The following is an 18,580-nucleotide window of genomic DNA, read 5'->3' as shown; positions in this document are numbered from 1 at the left end:
AGGCGGTATCTTAGGAAGGTGCAAATTAGTGGTGGGTGTCAGCGATTTGGTTGCTCTTCTTGGGGAGAGTTGTTGTACAGTCTTCACTTTCCTTCAAGGTAATGAAGCTTTCATGTATAGCTTCACTTTCTGTTTTTTCACCAAAAATTTCTAGTTGACTTCATGGGTACTAACAACTACATTTGTAGTGGTTAAAAACTACAAATGTAGTAATGGAGGTGATAAGTGAAACTAAGTGAATTTGAATTAGACGTGATGAAGCTACTTTGGCAACAAAATGCATGTACTGCCAGTGAGCTTCATAAATATCTTCTTGCAGATGATACAAGAGCAAAAAAAGTGGCTTATAACACAGTCAAAACAATCGTAGATCGACTAGAGCAAAAAGGTGCGGTCGAGCGCTGTGGTCAGCAGGGGAGGTCAATCGTCTATCAAGCAAAAGTGACTCAGCAAGCGCTTTCACAGCAGGCAACACCGCGCTTTATGGATCGCTTTTTTAAAGGTAGTTCACGTAGCCTGATAGCTCATTTCATTAAAGAAGAGAGTTTAGACGATGATGATATTGAGTATTTACAAAACCTACTTAAGAGCAAAAAGCAGAAGAAAGAGAGCGACTAATGTTTGATTACTTACTCACCGCAAGCTTGCTCAGCATGTTTAGTTTGACTAGCTGCTATTTTCTGAAAACTGCGCCTGCACGAACGCGCTTTTATGTGTTGGTAGTAGGGTTATTGAGTTGGCTAATTCCATGGCAGCAACTTTCCCCACCCCCTTTTTTAATAAATCTCGATCTTTACACTATTGAGGTGAGTTCTATTTCAGACTCAGGGTCAACTCCATCGAACAGCATCAAGCAAACCACTTTGCAAACCGAATCAAACTGGCTTTCCGGCGATACCATAAACCAGGTGTTTTCAAATTTGTTTGTATTTCTGATAGTGGTAGGTGGAGGACTATTTCTAGCGAGAGTGTGGTCGTATAAAAGGTTACTAAGTGGCATAGAAAAAAGCGCCTACACCAGTGAAGAGCATCAATATTTACACACGTTTTGCACCGTAAAATTTACAGAATTGAGTACCCCTGCAATTACGACAGGCCCATTACAGCACACCATTTGGTTAGACTTTAAGATGAAAGGTCGACCAGAACTCGAATCCGTGATTGAGCATGAGTTAACGCATATCAAGCATAAGGACACATATTGGTTATGGCTAATATGTGCAACTGAAAGCCTATTCTTTTGGAATCCATTCTGTTTGTTGTTAGCAAATTTGGCGCGACAACAAATCGAACTCAGCTGCGATGAAAGCTGCATGGAAAAACTGAGTGATAAATATAGATACGATTTGGCCAGCTTACTGTTGTCCGAACATCAATACCGGTATGAACATGCGTCATTAGGTCATTCAGTATTAGCCGTATCTCACTCTAAAAGTTTCAATATTCAAAGAGTTAAAACACTAAACAAGGAAAAGAAAATGAAATTATCCCATTTAATGATTATCACGGCAGCACTGTCTTGTAGTGCCTTAGCTGCTAACCAAATCGTCTCTGAAAAGCAGGTAACACAAGGAGCTAGTAAACAAAAGAGTGAAAAGTCAGCGCGATATCAACAGCAATTGAGGGAGTTACTCGCTGGGGCGAAAGGCGCGAAATCGAATGATGAAACACAGCTTAAAGCAGCGGTTTCACACATTTTAAATTGGCATAGTAACCGCGGTCTGTTAAATGATTTTGAAGAGCTGGATATAAAAGTAAAAAGCTTTACCTTGCTCGACCAAACCTATCATAAGCTAGGTCAATACGAAGCAATCTTGACCGCTTACACTAATTGGTTTCCTGAAGGCTCTACGCAACCGCCATTTTTAAAAAACAGATTGGCATCAGCTTATATGCACCTTGGGCGGTATCAACAGGCAGCAGAGCAACTAGAGAGTTTATCTGAAAAAATGCAAAGTCGCTTTCAAATCGGTAGCGCTACTGATTTGGCACGCGCCTACATTGAAATGGCAGACTACGATAAAGCATTAGCTGTATTAAACAGTGATGTTGTAACCAGTGCTGAAAACCAAACATATCAAGATATCCTAAGATACTATGCATACGAAAAACTGAATAACCAAACAAAGGTGAACGAACTGAAACAGCGTTTGCCAGCACATTATGCGAAAACGCCGGCAATATTACCTCGTTTACCTCGACCAGGTTCTTTGTTACTGGCGAAGTTATAAATCATTTAAGAAAGCCTGTAAGATGTAGGCTTTTTTAATTTACTAAACTAACCGTGTGCTAGCCGAACAGTTCATCTTCTAGTGTTTTACCGTTAACTAACGATTTGTAACGCCAACCCTGATCACGGCAAAGCTTGAGTACATCAATATCAACCTGTTGGCCTCTACGATACTCAATAAGCAGGGCGCCACTGGCATTTACTGTCACCTCTTCAACGCCTTGTAAGGTCCTAAAAAGCGCTATGTGACTACTGGTGCCAGACTCTTTAAGTTTTACAGTTAGCGTGGCAAGTTCCGCTTCTTGGATGCGGTCAACAGCGGTTAATTTACCATGCTGTAAATGTAATACCTGATCGCACAAATCATCGAGTTCTACTAAATCGTGTGAACTCAAAATAAAGGTCGTTTCAGATTGAAGCCTTTTTACTAGGTTTCTGATCTCACGAGCATTCACGGGATCTAATCCAGCCGTGGCTTCGTCAAGCAGTACAATTTCAGGCTGTGAAAGTAGCGTTTGGGCAATACAGATACGTTTTCGCATGCCATGAGATAACTCATGAGGTTTAGCGTGATAACAGTCTTTGAGGTCGACAAGCTCAAGCACTCTATGCGTTTCACTCTCGGCCGCTTTCGCATCTAAACCTTGAAGCTGTCCGTATAAACGTAGCTGATTACTGACAGAAAACCTTGGATCAAGCTGAGCATCCTGTGGAAGTGCGGCAAGGCGGCCAAAAAGTGCAGCGCTGCCAGGCTTATGGCCCAAAATTTTAACACTGCCAGCATCTGCATTTAGATACCCGCAAAGTGTACTAAAAAGGGTGGTTTTACCCGCACCATTGGGGCCGACAAGCGCAATAGGTGAACCTGCGTTTAGGGTGAAAGATACGTTATCTAGTGCGCGCTTTCGTCCATATTTTTTCACTAAATTATTAACTTCAATAATGCTAGTCATAGCGCGCGCCTTCTTAATAGTTCACAGCTAATTGCAATCAATACGAAGCTATGCAGCACCGGTGTGGCAAAGCGAGTGAGGTTGATATTCTGTGCAATGGTTTCTGAGCCTTGGAACCCAGGAAAAAGATAAAAAAGGTACTCTGCGTAAGCGCTGTACTCAAGTGCAAAAGCGACTAAAGTGGCGAGCGTTAAGTAGGTCAAAATCGCGTAAATCATGCTCATTTTACTAGAGTTAGCAAAGTGATTAGCCACAGACATCAGGGCAATAAATGGCGCAGTAATAAGCGTTAGCTCTAGGACAATTAATGTCGCCCGAGTAAGCCCTGTGAGCCATAAGCTTGGGTCGCGCACCACCATTAATATCCAAGCGCCTACAGCAGAAATCGCTATGAGCAGCAACGTATTGAATACCTGTCCAACAAAGCGACCAACAACAATTTCCGCGCGAGATGTGCGCAGGGTTAGAAATCTGAGTGTGCCGCGGGTTCTATCTTCTACAGTTTGATCTGCGCTTGAAAAGATCACAAAAAGAGGAAATAAAAAGATTGACCAAACTAAGTACAGTGCAAGCTCCATTTCAGGCCATTGGGCAATACGATGCATACCAACGACGCCAGAAAAACTCTGGATCATATTTTTGAAGTTGGGGTCGCTGACAATGGATACCGCTTCAGCAATGGCGTAGCGCAAAATGGCATACCAAACTAAAACAAATGCGGCGATGGCTATCCATCCGCGTTTCGTTGCAAACAAGCGTTGCAATTCAAAGATGGCAATTAGGCCAATTCTTTTTATATTCATAAGGATCCTTGCAAGTGACAACACAGACTTTCACTACTAGAGCGGTAGGCTGACTTTGATCTGAGCGTATATGATTGGCGCTAAAAAAGGAAGTTACTGAACTGTAACAAAATTAAACCAATAAAAAACGGGCACGATTGAGTGTGCCCGTTTATTAGTCTAAATTTGCTAGCAATTACCAGCCGCAATTACGGCCTTTATTTTGCTCATCTAGGTATTTTTGCAATGGTGCAAAGTAGTCAAGTACTGCTGTTGCATCCATTTCATCTTTACCTGTTAGCGTTTTAAGTGCTTGTTGCCAAGGTTTGCTGCTACCCATTTCAAGCATCGCATTTAAACGCTCACCAGCCGCTTTCGAGTTGTAAACAGAACAGCGGTGAATGGCTTCTTTGCTGCCAGCAATTTCACAAAGTGATTTGTGGAACTGGAACTGTAAAATATGCGCTAAGAAGTAACGAGTGTAAGGTACATTACCTGGTACGTGGTATTTTGCACCTGGGTCAAAGTCACTTTCGGTACGTGAAACTGGTGCTTTAACACCTTGATACTTCTCTCTTAATTCCCACCACGCTTGGTTGTACTCTGCTGGAGAAATCTCACCAGAGAATACTTTCCAGCGCCATTGGTCGACGAGTAGACCAAATGGAATGAATGCAACTTTATCGAGTGCCATCTTCATCAATAGCCCGATATCTTTTGACTCATCCGGTACGTTATCCAACAAGCCAATTTGCTTTAAGTAGCCAGGTGTTACAGATAACGCGATGGTGTCGCCGATAGCTTCATGGAAGCCATCATTGGCGCTTTCTTGGTAATATACAGGCTGCTGATTGTAAGCGCGTTGATAGAAGTTATGGCCTAGTTCATGGTGGATAACTGAGAACTCTTCACCTGTACGTTGGATACACATTTTGATGCGTAGGTCGTCTTTGGCATCTAAGTTCCAAGCTGATGCATGACATTGTACGTCGCGATCTTGTGGTTTAATAAATAAAGAACGTTCGTAGAAAGTCTCAGGTAATGGAGCAAAACCCATTGAGGTGAAGAACTTTTCTGCACCTTTTACCATTTTGATTTCGTCGTAATCGTGTTTAGCCAGTAGCGCCGTTACATCATAACCCGGATCTGCGTTTTCTGGCGCGACTAAGTCATAGATATTGCCCCAGCTTTGTGCCCACATATTGCCAAGCAGGTGTGCTGGAATAGGCTGGTCTTGAGGTACTTTATCTTCGCCGTATTTCTCGCCAAGCTTGGCTCTAACATGACAGTGAAGCGAATCGTATAGCGGCTTTACTTGGTTCCAGGTACGGTCAAGTTCTTTTGCAAAGTCGTCCGCTGGCATGTCGTATTTACTGCGCCACATTGCGCCTGTGTCTGCGTAGCCAAGCTCATTAGCACCTTCGTTGGTAAGTACAACTTGCTTTTCATAGAGTGGACGCATCGGCTTTGACACTTCACGCCAACCTTGCCAGATGTCTAAAAGCTCTTCATAGTCGCGACTATTTGCCATCTTAGCCGTCATTTCACCAAGGCTTAGGCAAGTGCCATCATTTTTACAGTATTTGCCCTTTCCGTACATACCATCAAGCTCTGCAGTGAGCTTTGCAAGTTCCGCTGTTTTGTCAGCATCTTTTGGTGCAGGTAATGTCAGGTTTAGCTTCAATTTATCAAGCTTACGTCGGGTATCTTCGCTTAACGCCAAGCCATCAAATTGTGCTGCTTGGTTAGCAAGCTCCACGAGCGCAGCGGTGTATTCCTCATTCACGTCTGCAGCAAGTGAAGCTGTGTCGTGAGTAATAAAGTTCGCATAAATCCAAGCTGAGCGGCTAGAGCGGAAGTTAAGGTCAACCAGCTGCTCTGACGCCTTATCTAAAAATGCAACTGCATCGGCTTCTGATAATGCTTTATTTGTAGTTTCAGTGGATTTGCAGGCAGAGAGTGCAAAAGTACTGGCAACGATGAGTGCGCCAACACTTAACTTAAATCTTGGTTTCATAGGGTTCACTTGTTGTTTTAATTAATACACGAGCCGACTTAACACTAGACGGCGTTTTAGTATCTATAGCCAGCTACACTAATTGGGTTAATTGCTACAAATCAGCAAGTAAATTAATCCAATTAGTATTAGTCATATGAACAACTAATCGTAGTGAGCGCGGCTTTTACGCGCAGCAAAGCATCTTTTTTTGCTGTGGTGGCAAGAATAATAGCAGGACGACTTTAAAACGACAATTTTGCGATGGACAAACAATGAGATGCGAGCGCAGATAAAAGTTGAGTTAGTGTGATTATTAACCATAATTAAGGCAGTCAATTGTATCAAAAGGCCGTATTTGAAGCCTGCAAAAAGGAGTGCATATGACTTTAGTTTTATTGGTGATATTGGCAATTGTGGTGGTATTTTGTGTCCGTGATATCAGGGTTAAGTTGATCACTAAACCGCTCTTTAATTATTTCAAAACATCATTACCGGAACTCTCCCAAACCGAGCGAGAAGCGATGGAAGCGGGGAGTATCTGGTGGGATGACGCGTTGTTTTCTGGTAAACCGAATTGGCGAAAGTGGTTGAGTAATGATAAGCCAAAGCTAAGCGATGAAGAACAGGCATTTATAGATAACGAATTACATACGCTGCTAAAAATGCTTGATGAAGAAAAAATATCTGAGGCTCAAGACCTGCCTGAAGAAGTTTGGCAATTTTTAAAAGAAAAGGGTTTTTTTGCTTTTATTATTCCAAAGGCTTTTGGAGGTCGGGAATTTAGTGCTCAGGCGAACTCCACCATCGTTGCAAAAATAGCCAGCCGTAGTTTGTCTACTGCAGTAACCGTGATGGTGCCAAATAGTTTAGGCCCTGCAGAGCTGCTGCTTCATTACGGCACCAATGATCAGCAGAATTCTTGGCTGCCAAAGCTTGCCTCGGGTGAGGCGCTACCTTGTTTTGCATTGACCTCGCCAGAGGCAGGATCCGATGCTGGTAGCATTCAAGACTTTGCGATTGTGTGTGAGCGAGAATTTGAGGGAGAAAAGCAAATTGGACTTGCGGTAACTTGGCAAAAACGATACATCACGCTGGCGCCCGTCGCTGATGTATTAGGACTTGCGTTTAAGGTTTACGACCCGGATCAATTGCTTTCAAATAAAGTAGAGCTTGGGATCACTTGTGCACTTATTCCGACTACACATGAAGGCGTAAAAACAGGAGATCGACATAACCCGCTGGGGCAAGCCTTTATGAATGGTACAACCAGTGGTGAAGATGTTTTTATTCCAATGGCTTGGGTGATAGGCGAACAAGCGGGTATCGGCAAAGGGTGGCGCATGCTGGTGTCGTGTTTAAGTGCTGGGCGGGGGATATCTTTGCCAGCACTGAGCGCGGGAACCGCTCAATTAAGTGCCAGAACGACTTCGGCTTATGCCGGTGTCCGTCGTCAATTTGGTGTACCCATCTCTGCCTTTGAAGGAGTGCAAAGCGCGTTAGCCAGAATTTACGGCTACAGCTATCTAATTGAAGCGGTGAGACAAACCACTGCGTTGGCAATTGATTTAAAGCAAAGCCCTTCGGTAGTCACAGCGATTGCCAAGTATCACCTCACAGAGCATGCAAGAGTAGCATTGAATGATGCGATGGATATTCATGGCGGCAAAGCCATTCAAATGGGGGAAATGAATTATCTTGCTCACAATTACATGGGCATGCCGATTTCTATTACCGTTGAGGGCGCCAATATCTTAACTCGAAGCTTGATGATTTTTGGTCAAGGTGCGACGCGTTGCCATCCTTTCATACTGAAAGAAATGAGTATCGTACAGCAAGAAGATCAATTAATCGCTTTGAAAGAGTTTGATGAAGTGCTTTGCAAACACTTGCAGCATACCTCTGTGAATGGGCTCAAGGCGTTTTTTAATGGCTTCACACTAGCACGTTTCGAACGTGCGCCAGTGAGTGGTGATGTGGCGACGTATTACCGACGGCTAACATGGTTGAGCCAAGCGCTCTCAGTGTATAGTGATATTGCTATGTTAAAGCTAGGCGGTTCACTAAAGCGTAGAGAAATGCTCTCTGCAAAATTGGGAGATGTCCTGAGCTTTCTTTATATCGCCTCGTGTGTATTAAAAAAATACGAAGATGATGGCCGTCAACAAGGGGACTTACCGCTGGTAAAGTTTGCCTTAGATCACTGTCTTAACGAAGCAAGTAAGGCTATTTATGCATTTTGCGATAACTTTACCGCAGCACCTCTGGCATTTTTGTTAAAACGTTTGGCGTTTCCCGTTGGTAAGTGGCTCAAAGCGCCAAGCGATAAATTGGCGGTGCAGGTATGTAGCAATGTTTCTGATCACAACTCGACCCGTGAACGTATCTCGCATCTGTGTGCCGTGGTAAAACACTCTGCGATAGATACGGTTGAGCATGCTTATTTACTGGAAAAGGCGCATGCTCCACTAATGGCAAAATATCGCAAGTGGTGTAAACAAAATAGCGTGAAACTGGTGGGTAAGACATTGAATGAAAAACTCAGTATCGCAATGGACGACAACGTGATTGATGATAAGAGTTCTGAAACTATCTTTTGTATTGAAACGCTAGTTGCAAAAGCGATTGCTGTTGATGCAAAAGCGCCCAACTAGTTTGTTGTGACAGAGGATATTGGCTAATTTGTTAAAAAAGCCCCGACAACGGGGCTTTCCAAGCTTATTCTTGAGTTAACGTGCAAAGGGGTCTGCTAGTACTTTGTCTACGTACCATTTGCCTTTTTTGCGTACCATACTAACACTACGCATGTCGTCTACTTGCTCACCGTGGAGCTGACCTGTAAAAATTAAATTAATTTTTGCGCTGTCGCCATACTGTTCGCGCAGACTTTGATTGGTCATATCAACTTCTATGGTGACGTCATCGTATTGCATATTCACTAAATTTCTGGCGAATTGCGACGCAGTACCGTAAGAGCGCATGATACGCGCGTGACGGGGAGTGGCGATTTTCATTGCAGCGTCTAAATCTTTTTGATTATAGAGTGCGTCAAAATACATGGTTGCGGCATATCCTGGAGTGTCCTTGTCACCACTGACATTATCCTCTGAGCCGCACGCTGAGAGTAAAATCATTGCGGCTAAGACAACGAAAGTTTGCTTAATAAGTGACTTTGTCATGCTAAAATACATCATATGCAGTCTAAAATTATTCACAATAAGTTAAGTTTGTCTGCTAACGGCCGATATGTAAAGCCAGTAAATGAAATAAATGTATTATGTGCTAAGGGTTTAAGATGTCTCGTTTAATATCACTAGCTTGTTTCGCTTTATTTTTAGTAGGGTGTGGATCGCAGCCTGAAATTAGTAAAGGGGTAACAAGCCAGTTGACGCAAAATGGCATAATACTTGGGCACTTTTCTAAAGATGGAAAGTGGAGCGTAACATTAGACAGTAATGCTGAAATCCATATTTATGACAATGCCAATCAGTCTGTCATATTCTCAGTACCCAAAGACAAAATAAAAACACCAGTTAAAGAAGTTTTACTGTCAGATAATAAGGAAATGCTCATCGTGGCAGGTGAAAACCTCATCTCAATTTGGTCTGTTCCAAAGCAAAAGTTGATAACGAACGTACCTTTTGCAGGGGTGAGTCCACTTGCTTCAATCTCTGCTTTAGCGCTTTCCCATAACAATCAGCGTTTGCTTGTTGCGATGGATGATGGCTCACTCAATATGGCGGATCTATTCACTAAGTTAAATAATCGTTTTATGCCACATACTCGGCCGATAGAGCATTTGGCGTTTGATAATAGTGGCGACTATTTTGTTACCGGCGCACAAGATGGGTTGGTTGCCCTTTGGCAATTTGCGTCACCAGAACCTTTGTATGAGCATCAATTTAGTCATCGTGTTACCAGTTTAACAGTGAGCCATGATGGCAAGCATTTATTTGTCTCAGATGGGTTGAATGCGCAACATGTCCTGGATTTTGAGTCTGGAAAGCAGCTCAGTGAACTAAAGTATATGGCCCGTTTTAAGATGTTTAGAAAGGCCAAGTTTATTTCTGACTCAGGCTTACTCGCGACATCATCGTCAAAATCTCATCTCTCCATCTGGCGCTATGAGAGCGGGGAAGAATTAGGCACTTGGTCTATTCATACTGAAAGTGAGGGAGCAACGGTAGTCGATATGTATGTCCCAAACCCAGACACCTTAGTAACGTTAAATAGCGACGGTATGCTTGAGACGTGGGCGGTTAATGTACTTGCTAAAAAGTAAGGGAGTGAAAGCACTCCCCTTAAACCTCAGATTAATTGCAGTTTGACAAGCAAAACTTGCAATTAGGCGCGTTGGAATTCGTATACGCTACCAAGATTGAGTAATTGGGTGAGTTCATCTAATGCGGCATAGGACTCTTGCAAAAGGCTCGGATCAGCTAAATCCTGTTCTGTGACTTTATCGCGATAATGTTTATTGACCCACGCGCTTAGTTGAATAAATTTGTCTTCACTCATCATCACTTCTGGATTTACCGCTTTTAGCTCAGCTTCATTGAGTGCTACACGTAATCGCAAACATGCAGGCCCACCACCATTTTGCATGCTTTGGCGTAAGTCAAAAAAGCGTACTTGCGAAATCGGATTTTTTGCACCGAGCATATATTCGATATACGCGGCAACGTTATCATTCTTCGCACATTCCTCCGGTGCAACCAGCATCATCTCGCCTGATGGCAAAGTGATCAATTGAGAATTAAATAGGTAACTTTTTACTGCGTCTTCAACACTCACTGCATGCGTCGGAACTTCTACAATATGCAAAGGCTTTTCGCCGATATACGCTTGTCTAATTTTAGTTAGACTGGAGGTTTGATCAATAAAGGCTTGATCATGGCAAAACAGTACATTCTCATTGCCTACCGCAATGACGTCATTATGGAACACGCCTTGATCAATCACATTTGGATTTTGCTGGATAAAAATTGCTTGCTTATCATCTAATTGATGTAGCCTTGCAATCGCTTGACTTGCTTCTAATGTTTGCCGAGCAGGATATTTAGTAGGACCCTTTATATCGCTGTTAAAGCCACTTGAACCGTACACAAATAATTGTAGACCTTTACTGCCATGGCTATCGGCGAGGCGAGTGTGGTTCGCAGCACCTTCATCGCCAAAAAAAGGCTGCTCAGGCAAATGCTGGTGATGTGCAAAATATTGCGCATTGGCGAACATAGCACGAAGTAAATTCGTGGTGGTTTCGGGCTCTATTGAACGGTGGAATTTGCAGTTTAAATTGGCACTTGTGAAATGAACTTTGCCATCGCTAGAATCAACAGAAGGCGACACAGTCGCCGCATTTGCCGTCCACATTGCAGAGGCAGAGTAACAAGCTCGAAGCAATATTGGATCGTGTTTATACGCTTTTTCAAGTACTTGAGCATCGGTGCCTGAAAAGCCAACACGGCGCAGTGGAGCTAAACTCGGGCGTGCATGAGGTGCAAATATCCCTTGTTTTAGGCCGATATCATGCATTGCTTTCATCTTTTCAAGACCTTGCAATGCCGCTTCTTTTGGATTAGAAACACTGGTAGCGTTAGAAAGTGACGCGACATTACCATAAGATAATCCGGCATAATTATGTGTTGGCCCTACTAAGCCGTCGAAATTGACTTCATAAGTCATGAGTGCGGTTCCTGTTGCGAATAGTTATAGATAACTAGTATGAGGCGGTTTTGCTGGTTTTTAAAGTGACCTAGGTCAAATTATGGATGTAATTGAAAGCAGTTCAATTGCTGTAATTTAAGCTAATATCCTTTAAACACATACCTTTAGGTTAAGCCCAACATAAGGAGTTTGAAGAAATGGAAAAATATATTGTAAGTAAAGCTGAAATCGAAGCATTAAAAGGGGAAAAAAGAGTTCATTTTCTGAACCCAAATGCGCAGAGGCTCAATAAATCACTTGGAGACTTAACTGGTATAACAGGATTCGGTTTTCACATCATAGAAATCCAGCCGGGGTTCGATTCGACTGAAACACATATGCATTATCACGAGGATGAATGTGTGTATATATTGCAAGGCACTGCTGAAGCGTACATTGGCGATGAGGTAATTGGTGTTGGTGAAGGCGATTTCATAGGATACAGAGCCTGTGGTAAGCCTCATAAGTTAGTAAACAATAGCGATGTTACATTACGTTGTATTGTAGTTGGTCAGCGCTTACCGCATGATGTTGGTGATTATACAAAGCAAGGTAAGCGGATCTACAGGCAAAAAGGTTTGCCGTGGAATGTGGTAGATATTAATGACATTATGGAACCGATGAAAAATAATCAGGATAATAATAATGATTAATCCACTCGAAAAGTTTGAATCTTGGTGGCAGCAAGCTCTGAAAAACAATCCATTAAATCAGCCCAATGCGGTATGTGTCTCAACAATTGATGAAAATGGGTTTCCTACAGGTAGATTTGTTGATTTGAAAGCGGTTAATGAGGGTGGCTTTGTATTTTGTTCATATTTCGATTCTGCGAAAGGCAAGCATTTAGAAAATCTTCCTAACATCGCGATGACAGTTTGGTGGGATCATGTTGGGTATCAGGTCCGTATTGTTGGCAGAGCAAAGAAGATTTCAGATAGAGATGCGGATATATATTGGCAAGGGCGCTCTAGAGATGCTCAACTAACCACAACGTCATTTAACCAAAGTGCAATTATGCGAGATCAAAGTGATCTGACTGAAAAATTAAGAATTGCGGAATTAAGATATAGCACGAATCCAATTCCAAGACCCGAAAATTGGGGTGGCTATTGCATCAACCCTATTTCCATAGAGTTTCTCACTTTTGCTGAGACTCGGCTACATCTTAGAGAGTCTTATGAGCGTAGTGGTGAACAGTGGAAAAAACAATTGCTGCAGCCTTAGTTAAACCGACTTTCATTGCAAATTTATCCCTCGTTGCCCACAATAGGGTTAAATTCCTTTTTATATCAAGGAAAACCATGGAAGTTGAACATCAGGAAATTGCCAATTTTTTAGTAGCTTACCCGCCGTTTTCGGATTTGCCTCAAGAGGCACTACATAAACTCGCAAGCCAAGTCGAAGTAGGTTACTACCGAGAGGGCAGCGGTATTTTGGAATATGGAGAGCAGATCACTTACCTGTATGTGATCCGATCTGGTGCTGTCGAGCTTTATCGGCGCTCAGGTGAGTTATACAATCGTATTTCCACAGGTGGGATCTTTGGCCAGCGTGGTTTATTGATGAATCGTAAAGTTCGTTTTGGCGCTCAAAGCCTTGAAGATACACTGGTGTATTGTATTCCCGTTGGCATTTTTGATGAGTATTGTGACGTTTATGAAGCGTTTGCTGATTATTTTGAAGCTGACGATAATGCTAGACTAAAAATCACGGTTTCTGAGCAAGCCGACAGCAATGATTTGACCACGGCCAAAGTGCTTAAACTATTGCTACGCGATGTGGTGTACGTTGAACGCAACGCCACGGTACAGCAGGCAGCTCAAGTGATGGCAAAAGAGCATGTGTCATCACTACTTATCTATGACCCCGAGAAACCTGTTGTCGAAGATCCAGATGAAGATGATGGTCAGGTGGTTGGCCTTATCAGTGACAGAGATCTTCGCACAAAAGTAGTCGCAGAGGGGCTGAATTATCAAACTCCAGTCTCTGAGATTATGTCGACCGATCTTATTATCGTTGACTCCAATGCCTATGTCTTCGAAGCCATGATGCTGATGCTAAGAGACAATGTGCATCATTTGCCCGTTGTTCATAAGCGTAAACCGATAGGAGTGGTCGCGCTATCCGATATTTTGCGCTATGAGTCTCAAAGCAGCCTGTTGTTTGTTAGAGGGCTAATGGACCAGCAAAGTGTTGAAGACTTGAGTAGTTACGCCAAACAGCTTCCTGCAATTTTTACTCGGATGGTGAATGAAGATGCCAACTCACACATGATTGGTTCTGCGATGTCGATTATAGGCAAAACGTTTAAACATAAGTTACTCGAACTCGCGGAAGCAAAATTAGGCCCGCCACCAATCCCTTACTGTTTTATTGCCCTTGGTTCAATGGCTCGGGATGAACAATTAATTGTGACCGATCAGGATAATGCATTGATCTTGGATGACAGTTATCGATCCGCTGAGCATGGAGCTTACTTCGAAAAGCTGGCGAAGTTTGTGTGTGATGGTCTAGCCAATTGCGGCTACAAATATTGCGATGGTGGGATCATGGCAAGCAATCCTGCTTGGCGCTTAACTTATAGTCAATGGTTAGCACAATTTGAAGACTGGATAGAAAATCCCAGTCCTGAGGCTTTGCTTAATAGTTCGATTTTCTTTGATCTGGAAGGCGTATGGGGTGAAACAAAATGGGCTGAGAAACTTACCGCTTTTATCAGTAAAAAGGCCAAAAGTACCCCAAAATTTTTGGCTGCGATGGCACATAATGCGCTAAGAAGGACACCGCCTTTAGGATTTTTTAATGGTTTTGTCCTTGAGCAAGACGGCGAGCACAGGCGTTCGATGAATATTAAACGCCGTGGCACAGCACCGCTTTCAGATTTGGTTCGAGTGCATGCCCTTGGCGTTGGCTCTAAAAAACAAAACTCCTTCGAGCGATTGGAAGATATTGATGAGGCAAATATACTGCCAAAGGGCAAGGTGCTAGATCTGCAAGCTGCGCTTGAATACATCGCCATCATGCGTATTCGTCACCAAGCATGGCAAATTGAGCAGGGCGAAAAGCCTGATAACAGCTTGCCACCAGAAACACTCTCTGATTTTGAACAGCGTAATCTTAAAGAAGCTTTTGGCGTGTTAGACAAAGCACAGAGCTTTTTAAAGTTTCGCTATCAAAACAAATCCATGATGAAGTAGCGGTGTAACATGCAAGGCGAGATTATGTCATGGCCAAATCGCTTTCAGCATTTGGCAAAAACGTCGCAAGACCCAAGAATTCAAGCATTTTATCAGCAAGGAGTGGTAGATCCTTACCAGCAATTGAGTCAGTGTGAGTTTGTTGCCCTTGATTTTGAAACTACAGGGCTCGACCCAAACATCGATGACATTGTGAGCGTTGGCGTCGTGCCATTTGACTTACGACGGATCCGCTTGGCTCAAGCCAAGCATTGGTTAGTGAAGCCAACCAGTCCGCTGGCTGAGGAGTCTGTGGTACTGCACCGGATCACACACTCACAAGTCGAAAGCGCGCCAGATCTGCAAGATATTCTTGAGGAAGTGTTTGCTTCGTTGCATGGTAAAGTCATTGTGGTGCACTATCAGTTTGTCGAGAAGTCATTTTTCAATTCTGCGCTAAAGGCAAGATTGGGTGAGGGTATTGAGTTTCCAGTGATTGATACGATGGAAATTGAAAAGTCAGCGATAAACAGCGTCAGAAGCTGGCTTGATAAGCTCAAACGTAAACCTATTCCTTCGGTACGCTTAGCTGACTGCAGAAAGCGCTATGGGCTTCCCTATTATCAGCCACATCATGCCTTGTCCGACGCATTAGCAACGGCGGAGTTATTTCAAGCTCAAGCTCAATATTGTTTAGACCCTTCAGACATGGTGAAACGCTGGTGGAGCTAAACCCAAATAACAAAAAAATCGAAGCAAATATTGCTCCGATTTTTTAATTGCGTAAGTTAAGTTGATTAACTTTTAGGCTCAGTTCGAAGCCCGAGGATTAAACTTACACACATCAGTAGTAGTACAAAAGTAAACGGTAAACCTGTTGAAATAGCACCCGCTTGTAGTGCTTCGATTGCTTCTTTACCGCCGATCCAAAGTAGCGCTGCCGCAATTGCACCCTCAATACTTGCCCAGAATATACGTTGCGGTACTGGGGCATCTATTTTACCTCCAGCGGTAATACTATCGATAACCAAAGAACCTGAGTCCGACGAGGTAATGAAGAAAACCAGTACAAGTACAATCGCCGTGAACGAGAGTAAATCGCTCATAGGTAGGTTTTCAAACATTTGGAACATCGCAAGTGGTACTTCAGTCAAGCCATCAGTACCTAAAGCGCCAATGCCATTTTTTACCTGATCGATAGCAAGGCCACCGTAGATTGACATCCAGATCACGGTTACCAATGTCGGGATTAATAATACTGCGGTAATAAACTCGCGGATGGTGCGACCCTCAGAAACGCGTGCGATAAACATACCGACAAACGGTGACCAAGAAATCCACCATGCCCAATAAAATACGGTCCAACCTTGGAACCATGCTTCATCTTCACGACCATGCGGATTACTCAGTGGAATGATATTTTCAACGTAGGCCATTAAAGTCGTCGGAATATTACCCATGGCAATCGCAAAACCTGCAATACCAACGAATACTAGTAACACAAATGCAATTAACATATTAACGTTACTAAGTAGCTTTACACCGCCATCAATACCGCGAACAACCGAAATAATCGCAAGGGCAGTAACACCCACAATCACGGCAATTTCTAGACCGAGACCTGCTTCTATACCAAATACATGTTGGATCCCAGCACCGGCTTGCTGTGCGCCCAGACCGAGTGATGTCGCAAGGCCAAACAAGGTAGCAAGAACGGCGAGAATATCGATGATATGGCCTGGCCAACCCCAAGCTCTGTCCCCTAAAATAGGATAAAAGATTGAGCGGATCGACAGTGGTAAGCCTTTATTGTAGGCAAAGAATGCTAAAGAAAGCGCGACGACGGCGTAAATGGCCCAAGGATGCAAACCCCAATGGTACATGGTCGCGCCCATCGCAAGTTCTGCTGCCTCAGGAGTGTTTGCTGCAACATTTAACGGTGTTTTGTACCAGCCTGTGTAGTAGGCGACAGGCTCCGCTACACCCCAAAACATCAGACCAATACCCATACCTGCTGCAAATAGCATCGCCAGCCAAGACGCCCGAGTGTAGCTTGGTTTGGCGTTTTCACCTCCTAAACGAATTTTACCGTAAGGCGATAAAACGAGCACCAAACAAAATAGGACAAAGAAATTACCAGACCACATAAATAGGGCATCAAAGTTACCTATGATATCCCACTTTATGCCGTCTAAAGTGGTTTTAGCTGTGTTTGCATCAACTAATAATACGGCGACTAAAAACGCCAGTATTAATCCTGCACTTACACCAAATACAGGGTTATGTACGTCAAACCCCCACTTTTGAACATTGTCTTGTCCAACGGTGTAGTCTGTATTATCGATGCTGTACTTATCGTGGTGATTGCCCATGATATCCTCTTGTTGTTCTCATCGTGATACGACACCAAGCTGATATACTGAATTAATCGCTAGACAATGGTTGATAACAATTCGACATAAACTAACTATGCAACAAAGCAAAATGTAATCTGGCTATTAATGCTAATCATTAGCGGCTTAGAATGACTTTATCAGCCATAAAAAATGCTAGCCATAAGCCACAAAAACTACTTAGTCTAGTTTAGATTATTTAGCGTATTCATTCGTTTTATGCGTTTCAACCATATCAGCCGAATGACTATCTAAATATATGATGGGTTTATGTTAGTTACAGCGACAGTATACTGCCTCAATACTTGTAATTAAGATAAACCAACCGAACCGTTATGCTACTAAGCTATGGTATCAATATATTGTGTCAACTTGATATTCAGTCGATGCTTCAAAGCAGCAACTCTTTAGTTTTAAGCTGTACTGGCAGGTGAATATTCAATGCCAACCAAAACTATCTCTACTAGTTTAGGGGGTGAGATTGAAAAGTAAATGGCTACTGAATTTTTTATTTAAAAATCATCACATTCATCAACTAGACATGGAGAGTGGTGTAGAGTAAAGAGTTTTCCTTCGATGGCATGTGAAAAAAAACCCCTCTTGCGAGGGGTTTTGGGTAACTCAGCGCCTTTGGCACTGGGAATGAGGTCGGTACATTTGTAAGTTAGGGTGTGTCTTACGACGCCTCAAACTGCATTTCAGGGATCTCACCATCGACGATAAGCTTGCCTGCAGTTTTGCTGATTATTTCATCAACACTAACACCCGGTGCGCGTTCTAGCAAATGGAATGCGCCGTCTTTTACTTCTAACACAGCTAAATCTGTTACGATTTTCTTTACACAATTTACGCCGGTTAGCGGCAATGTGCATGATTCAAGCAATTTAGAATCGCCGTGTTTGCTAGCATGGGTCATGGTCACTATGATGTTGCGTGCACCAGCAACTAAGTCCATTGCACCACCCATGCCTTTGATTAATTTTTTCGGGATCATCCAAGACGCGATATTGCCTTGTTGATCAACTTCAAATGCACCTAGTACCGTCAAGTCTACATGACCACCACGGATCATGGCAAAGCTTTCCGCACTATTAAAAATTGCTGCACCTGTCGCTGCTGTCACGGTTTCTTTACCCGCGTTGATCATATCGGCATCAACTTGGTCTTCGGTTGGGTAGGGACCCATACCTAACAAGCCATTTTCCGATTGCAGCATCACTTCGATGCCTTTTGGCACGTAGTTAGCCACTAAGGTTGGAATACCTATGCCTAAGTTAACGTAGTAACCGTCTTCAAGCTCTTGCGCCACGCGCATCGCAATTTGTTCACGATTTAAACCCATGA

15 protein-coding genes are annotated in these 18,580 nt (G+C 43.1%); 8 read left to right on the top strand and 7 right to left on the bottom strand.

Features of this window, described 5'->3' with window-relative positions:
• Nucleotides 1–225: 225 nt before the first annotated feature.
• Nucleotides 226–618 (top strand): BlaI/MecI/CopY family transcriptional regulator, encoded by a 393-nt coding sequence (locus tag A587_RS0123285; protein ID WP_017219509.1) that lies wholly within the window; start codon nucleotides 226–228, stop codon nucleotides 616–618.
• Nucleotides 618–2,231: a M56 family metallopeptidase gene (locus tag A587_RS0123280; protein WP_017219508.1), complete on the top strand. Its 1,614-nt coding sequence runs from the start codon at nucleotides 618–620 to the stop codon at nucleotides 2,229–2,231. Before A587_RS0123285 ends, A587_RS0123280 begins: the two co-directional genes overlap by 1 nt.
• A gap of 58 nt (nucleotides 2,232–2,289) precedes the next feature.
• Here the strand turns inward: A587_RS0123280 and A587_RS0123275 are convergent, their stop codons facing one another.
• From A587_RS0123275 to A587_RS0123265, 3 genes are all read right to left on the bottom strand, one after another.
• Nucleotides 2,290–3,183 carry an ABC transporter ATP-binding protein gene (locus A587_RS0123275; RefSeq protein WP_017219507.1) on the bottom strand — a complete coding sequence of 298 codons (894 nt, stop codon included), beginning with the start codon at nucleotides 3,181–3,183 and terminating at the stop codon, nucleotides 2,290–2,292.
• Nucleotides 3,180–3,986: an ABC transporter permease subunit gene (locus A587_RS0123270; protein ID WP_017219506.1), complete on the bottom strand. Its 807-nt coding sequence runs from the start codon at nucleotides 3,984–3,986 to the stop codon at nucleotides 3,180–3,182. The genes A587_RS0123275 and A587_RS0123270 overlap by 4 nt, the downstream gene beginning before the upstream one ends.
• Nucleotides 3,987–4,161: 175 nt before the next feature.
• The gene (locus tag A587_RS0123265; protein ID WP_017219505.1) at nucleotides 4,162–5,982 is read right to left on the bottom strand and encodes a M2 family metallopeptidase; all 1,821 of its coding nucleotides are present in this window, start codon (nucleotides 5,980–5,982) and stop codon (nucleotides 4,162–4,164) included.
• Nucleotides 5,983–6,344: 362 nt separating this feature from the next.
• On the opposite strand from A587_RS0123265, the gene A587_RS0123260 reads away from it, so the two are divergent.
• Entirely contained in the window at nucleotides 6,345–8,615 is a 2,271-nt protein-coding gene (locus tag A587_RS0123260) for an acyl-CoA dehydrogenase (protein WP_017219504.1), read from the top strand.
• 75 nt (nucleotides 8,616–8,690) lie between these two features.
• Here the strand turns inward: A587_RS0123260 and A587_RS0123255 are convergent, their stop codons facing one another.
• Nucleotides 8,691–9,140 carry a hypothetical protein gene (locus tag A587_RS0123255; protein ID WP_036965193.1) on the bottom strand — a complete coding sequence of 150 codons (450 nt, stop codon included), beginning with the start codon at nucleotides 9,138–9,140 and terminating at the stop codon, nucleotides 8,691–8,693.
• 116 nt (nucleotides 9,141–9,256) lie between these two features.
• Here A587_RS0123255 and A587_RS0123250 point away from each other — a divergent pair, with 116 nt between their 5' ends.
• Nucleotides 9,257–10,243, top strand: a complete 987-nt coding sequence (locus A587_RS0123250) for a WD40 repeat domain-containing protein (protein ID WP_017219502.1) — start codon at nucleotides 9,257–9,259, stop codon at nucleotides 10,241–10,243.
• A gap of 62 nt (nucleotides 10,244–10,305) precedes the next feature.
• Here A587_RS0123250 and astB read toward each other — a convergent pair whose 3' ends face one another.
• A complete protein-coding gene (astB, locus tag A587_RS0123245) occupies nucleotides 10,306–11,646 on the bottom strand; it encodes an N-succinylarginine dihydrolase (RefSeq protein ID WP_017219501.1) in 1,341 nt (446 codons plus the stop codon).
• 179 nt (nucleotides 11,647–11,825) lie between these two features.
• On the opposite strand from astB, the gene A587_RS0123240 reads away from it, so the two are divergent.
• The 4 genes from A587_RS0123240 (at nucleotide 11,826) to A587_RS0123225 (ending at nucleotide 15,575) form a co-directional block, all read left to right on the top strand.
• A complete protein-coding gene (locus A587_RS0123240) occupies nucleotides 11,826–12,320 on the top strand; it encodes a cupin domain-containing protein (protein ID WP_017219500.1) in 495 nt (164 codons plus the stop codon).
• On the top strand, nucleotides 12,313–12,891 hold the full coding sequence (locus A587_RS0123235) for a pyridoxine/pyridoxamine 5'-phosphate oxidase (protein WP_017219499.1): 579 nt from the start codon (nucleotides 12,313–12,315) through the stop codon (nucleotides 12,889–12,891). The genes A587_RS0123240 and A587_RS0123235 overlap by 8 nt, the downstream gene beginning before the upstream one ends.
• Nucleotides 12,892–12,968: 77 nt before the next feature.
• Nucleotides 12,969–14,864, top strand: coding sequence for a DUF294 nucleotidyltransferase-like domain-containing protein (locus A587_RS0123230; protein ID WP_017219498.1), 1,896 nt, complete (start codon nucleotides 12,969–12,971; stop codon nucleotides 14,862–14,864).
• A gap of 9 nt (nucleotides 14,865–14,873) precedes the next feature.
• A complete protein-coding gene (locus A587_RS0123225; protein WP_026001108.1) occupies nucleotides 14,874–15,575 on the top strand; it encodes a 3'-5' exonuclease in 702 nt (233 codons plus the stop codon).
• Nucleotides 15,576–15,640: 65 nt separating this feature from the next.
• Here A587_RS0123225 and A587_RS0123220 read toward each other — a convergent pair whose 3' ends face one another.
• Entirely contained in the window at nucleotides 15,641–17,215 is a 1,575-nt protein-coding gene (locus A587_RS0123220; RefSeq protein WP_017219496.1) for a BCCT family transporter, read from the bottom strand.
• Between the two features lie 697 nt (nucleotides 17,216–17,912).
• Complete coding sequence (locus A587_RS0123215) at nucleotides 17,913–18,578, bottom strand: CoA transferase subunit B (RefSeq protein WP_010378611.1); 666 nt, start codon at nucleotides 18,576–18,578, stop codon at nucleotides 17,913–17,915.
• Nucleotides 18,579–18,580: the final 2 nt, after the last annotated feature.

The organism is Pseudoalteromonas sp. NJ631 (genome assembly GCF_000276645.1).
GTDB lineage: Bacteria > Pseudomonadota > Gammaproteobacteria > Enterobacterales > Alteromonadaceae > Pseudoalteromonas > Pseudoalteromonas piscicida.
This window is presented reverse-complemented; position numbering and strand designations above follow the sequence as displayed.

Excerpts from the sequence above, each read along its gene's own strand:
- A587_RS0123270 (WP_017219506.1), bottom strand. The coding sequence starts at position 3,986 with ATGAATATAAAAAGAATTGGCCTAATTGCCATCTTTGAATTGCAACGC.
- A587_RS0123255 (WP_036965193.1), bottom strand. The coding sequence starts at position 9,140 with ATGACAAAGTCACTTATTAAGCAAACTTTCGTTGTCTTAGCCGCAATG.
- astB (WP_017219501.1), bottom strand. The coding sequence starts at position 11,646 with ATGACTTATGAAGTCAATTTCGACGGCTTAGTAGGGCCAACACATAAT.
- A587_RS0123215 (WP_010378611.1), bottom strand. The coding sequence starts at position 18,578 with ATGGGTTTAAATCGTGAACAAATTGCGATGCGCGTGGCGCAAGAGCTT.
- A587_RS0123240 (WP_017219500.1), top strand. The coding sequence starts at position 11,826 with ATGGAAAAATATATTGTAAGTAAAGCTGAAATCGAAGCATTAAAAGGG.
- A587_RS0123220 (WP_017219496.1), bottom strand. The coding sequence starts at position 17,215 with ATGGGCAATCACCACGATAAGTACAGCATCGATAATACAGACTACACC.
- A587_RS0123275 (WP_017219507.1), bottom strand. The coding sequence starts at position 3,183 with ATGACTAGCATTATTGAAGTTAATAATTTAGTGAAAAAATATGGACGA.
- A587_RS0123225 (WP_026001108.1), top strand. The coding sequence starts at position 14,874 with ATGCAAGGCGAGATTATGTCATGGCCAAATCGCTTTCAGCATTTGGCA.
- A587_RS0123265 (WP_017219505.1), bottom strand. The coding sequence starts at position 5,982 with ATGAAACCAAGATTTAAGTTAAGTGTTGGCGCACTCATCGTTGCCAGT.
- A587_RS0123280 (WP_017219508.1), top strand. The coding sequence starts at position 618 with ATGTTTGATTACTTACTCACCGCAAGCTTGCTCAGCATGTTTAGTTTG.
- A587_RS0123250 (WP_017219502.1), top strand. The coding sequence starts at position 9,257 with ATGTCTCGTTTAATATCACTAGCTTGTTTCGCTTTATTTTTAGTAGGG.
- A587_RS0123230 (WP_017219498.1), top strand. The coding sequence starts at position 12,969 with ATGGAAGTTGAACATCAGGAAATTGCCAATTTTTTAGTAGCTTACCCG.
- A587_RS0123235 (WP_017219499.1), top strand. The coding sequence starts at position 12,313 with ATGATTAATCCACTCGAAAAGTTTGAATCTTGGTGGCAGCAAGCTCTG.
- A587_RS0123260 (WP_017219504.1), top strand. The coding sequence starts at position 6,345 with ATGACTTTAGTTTTATTGGTGATATTGGCAATTGTGGTGGTATTTTGT.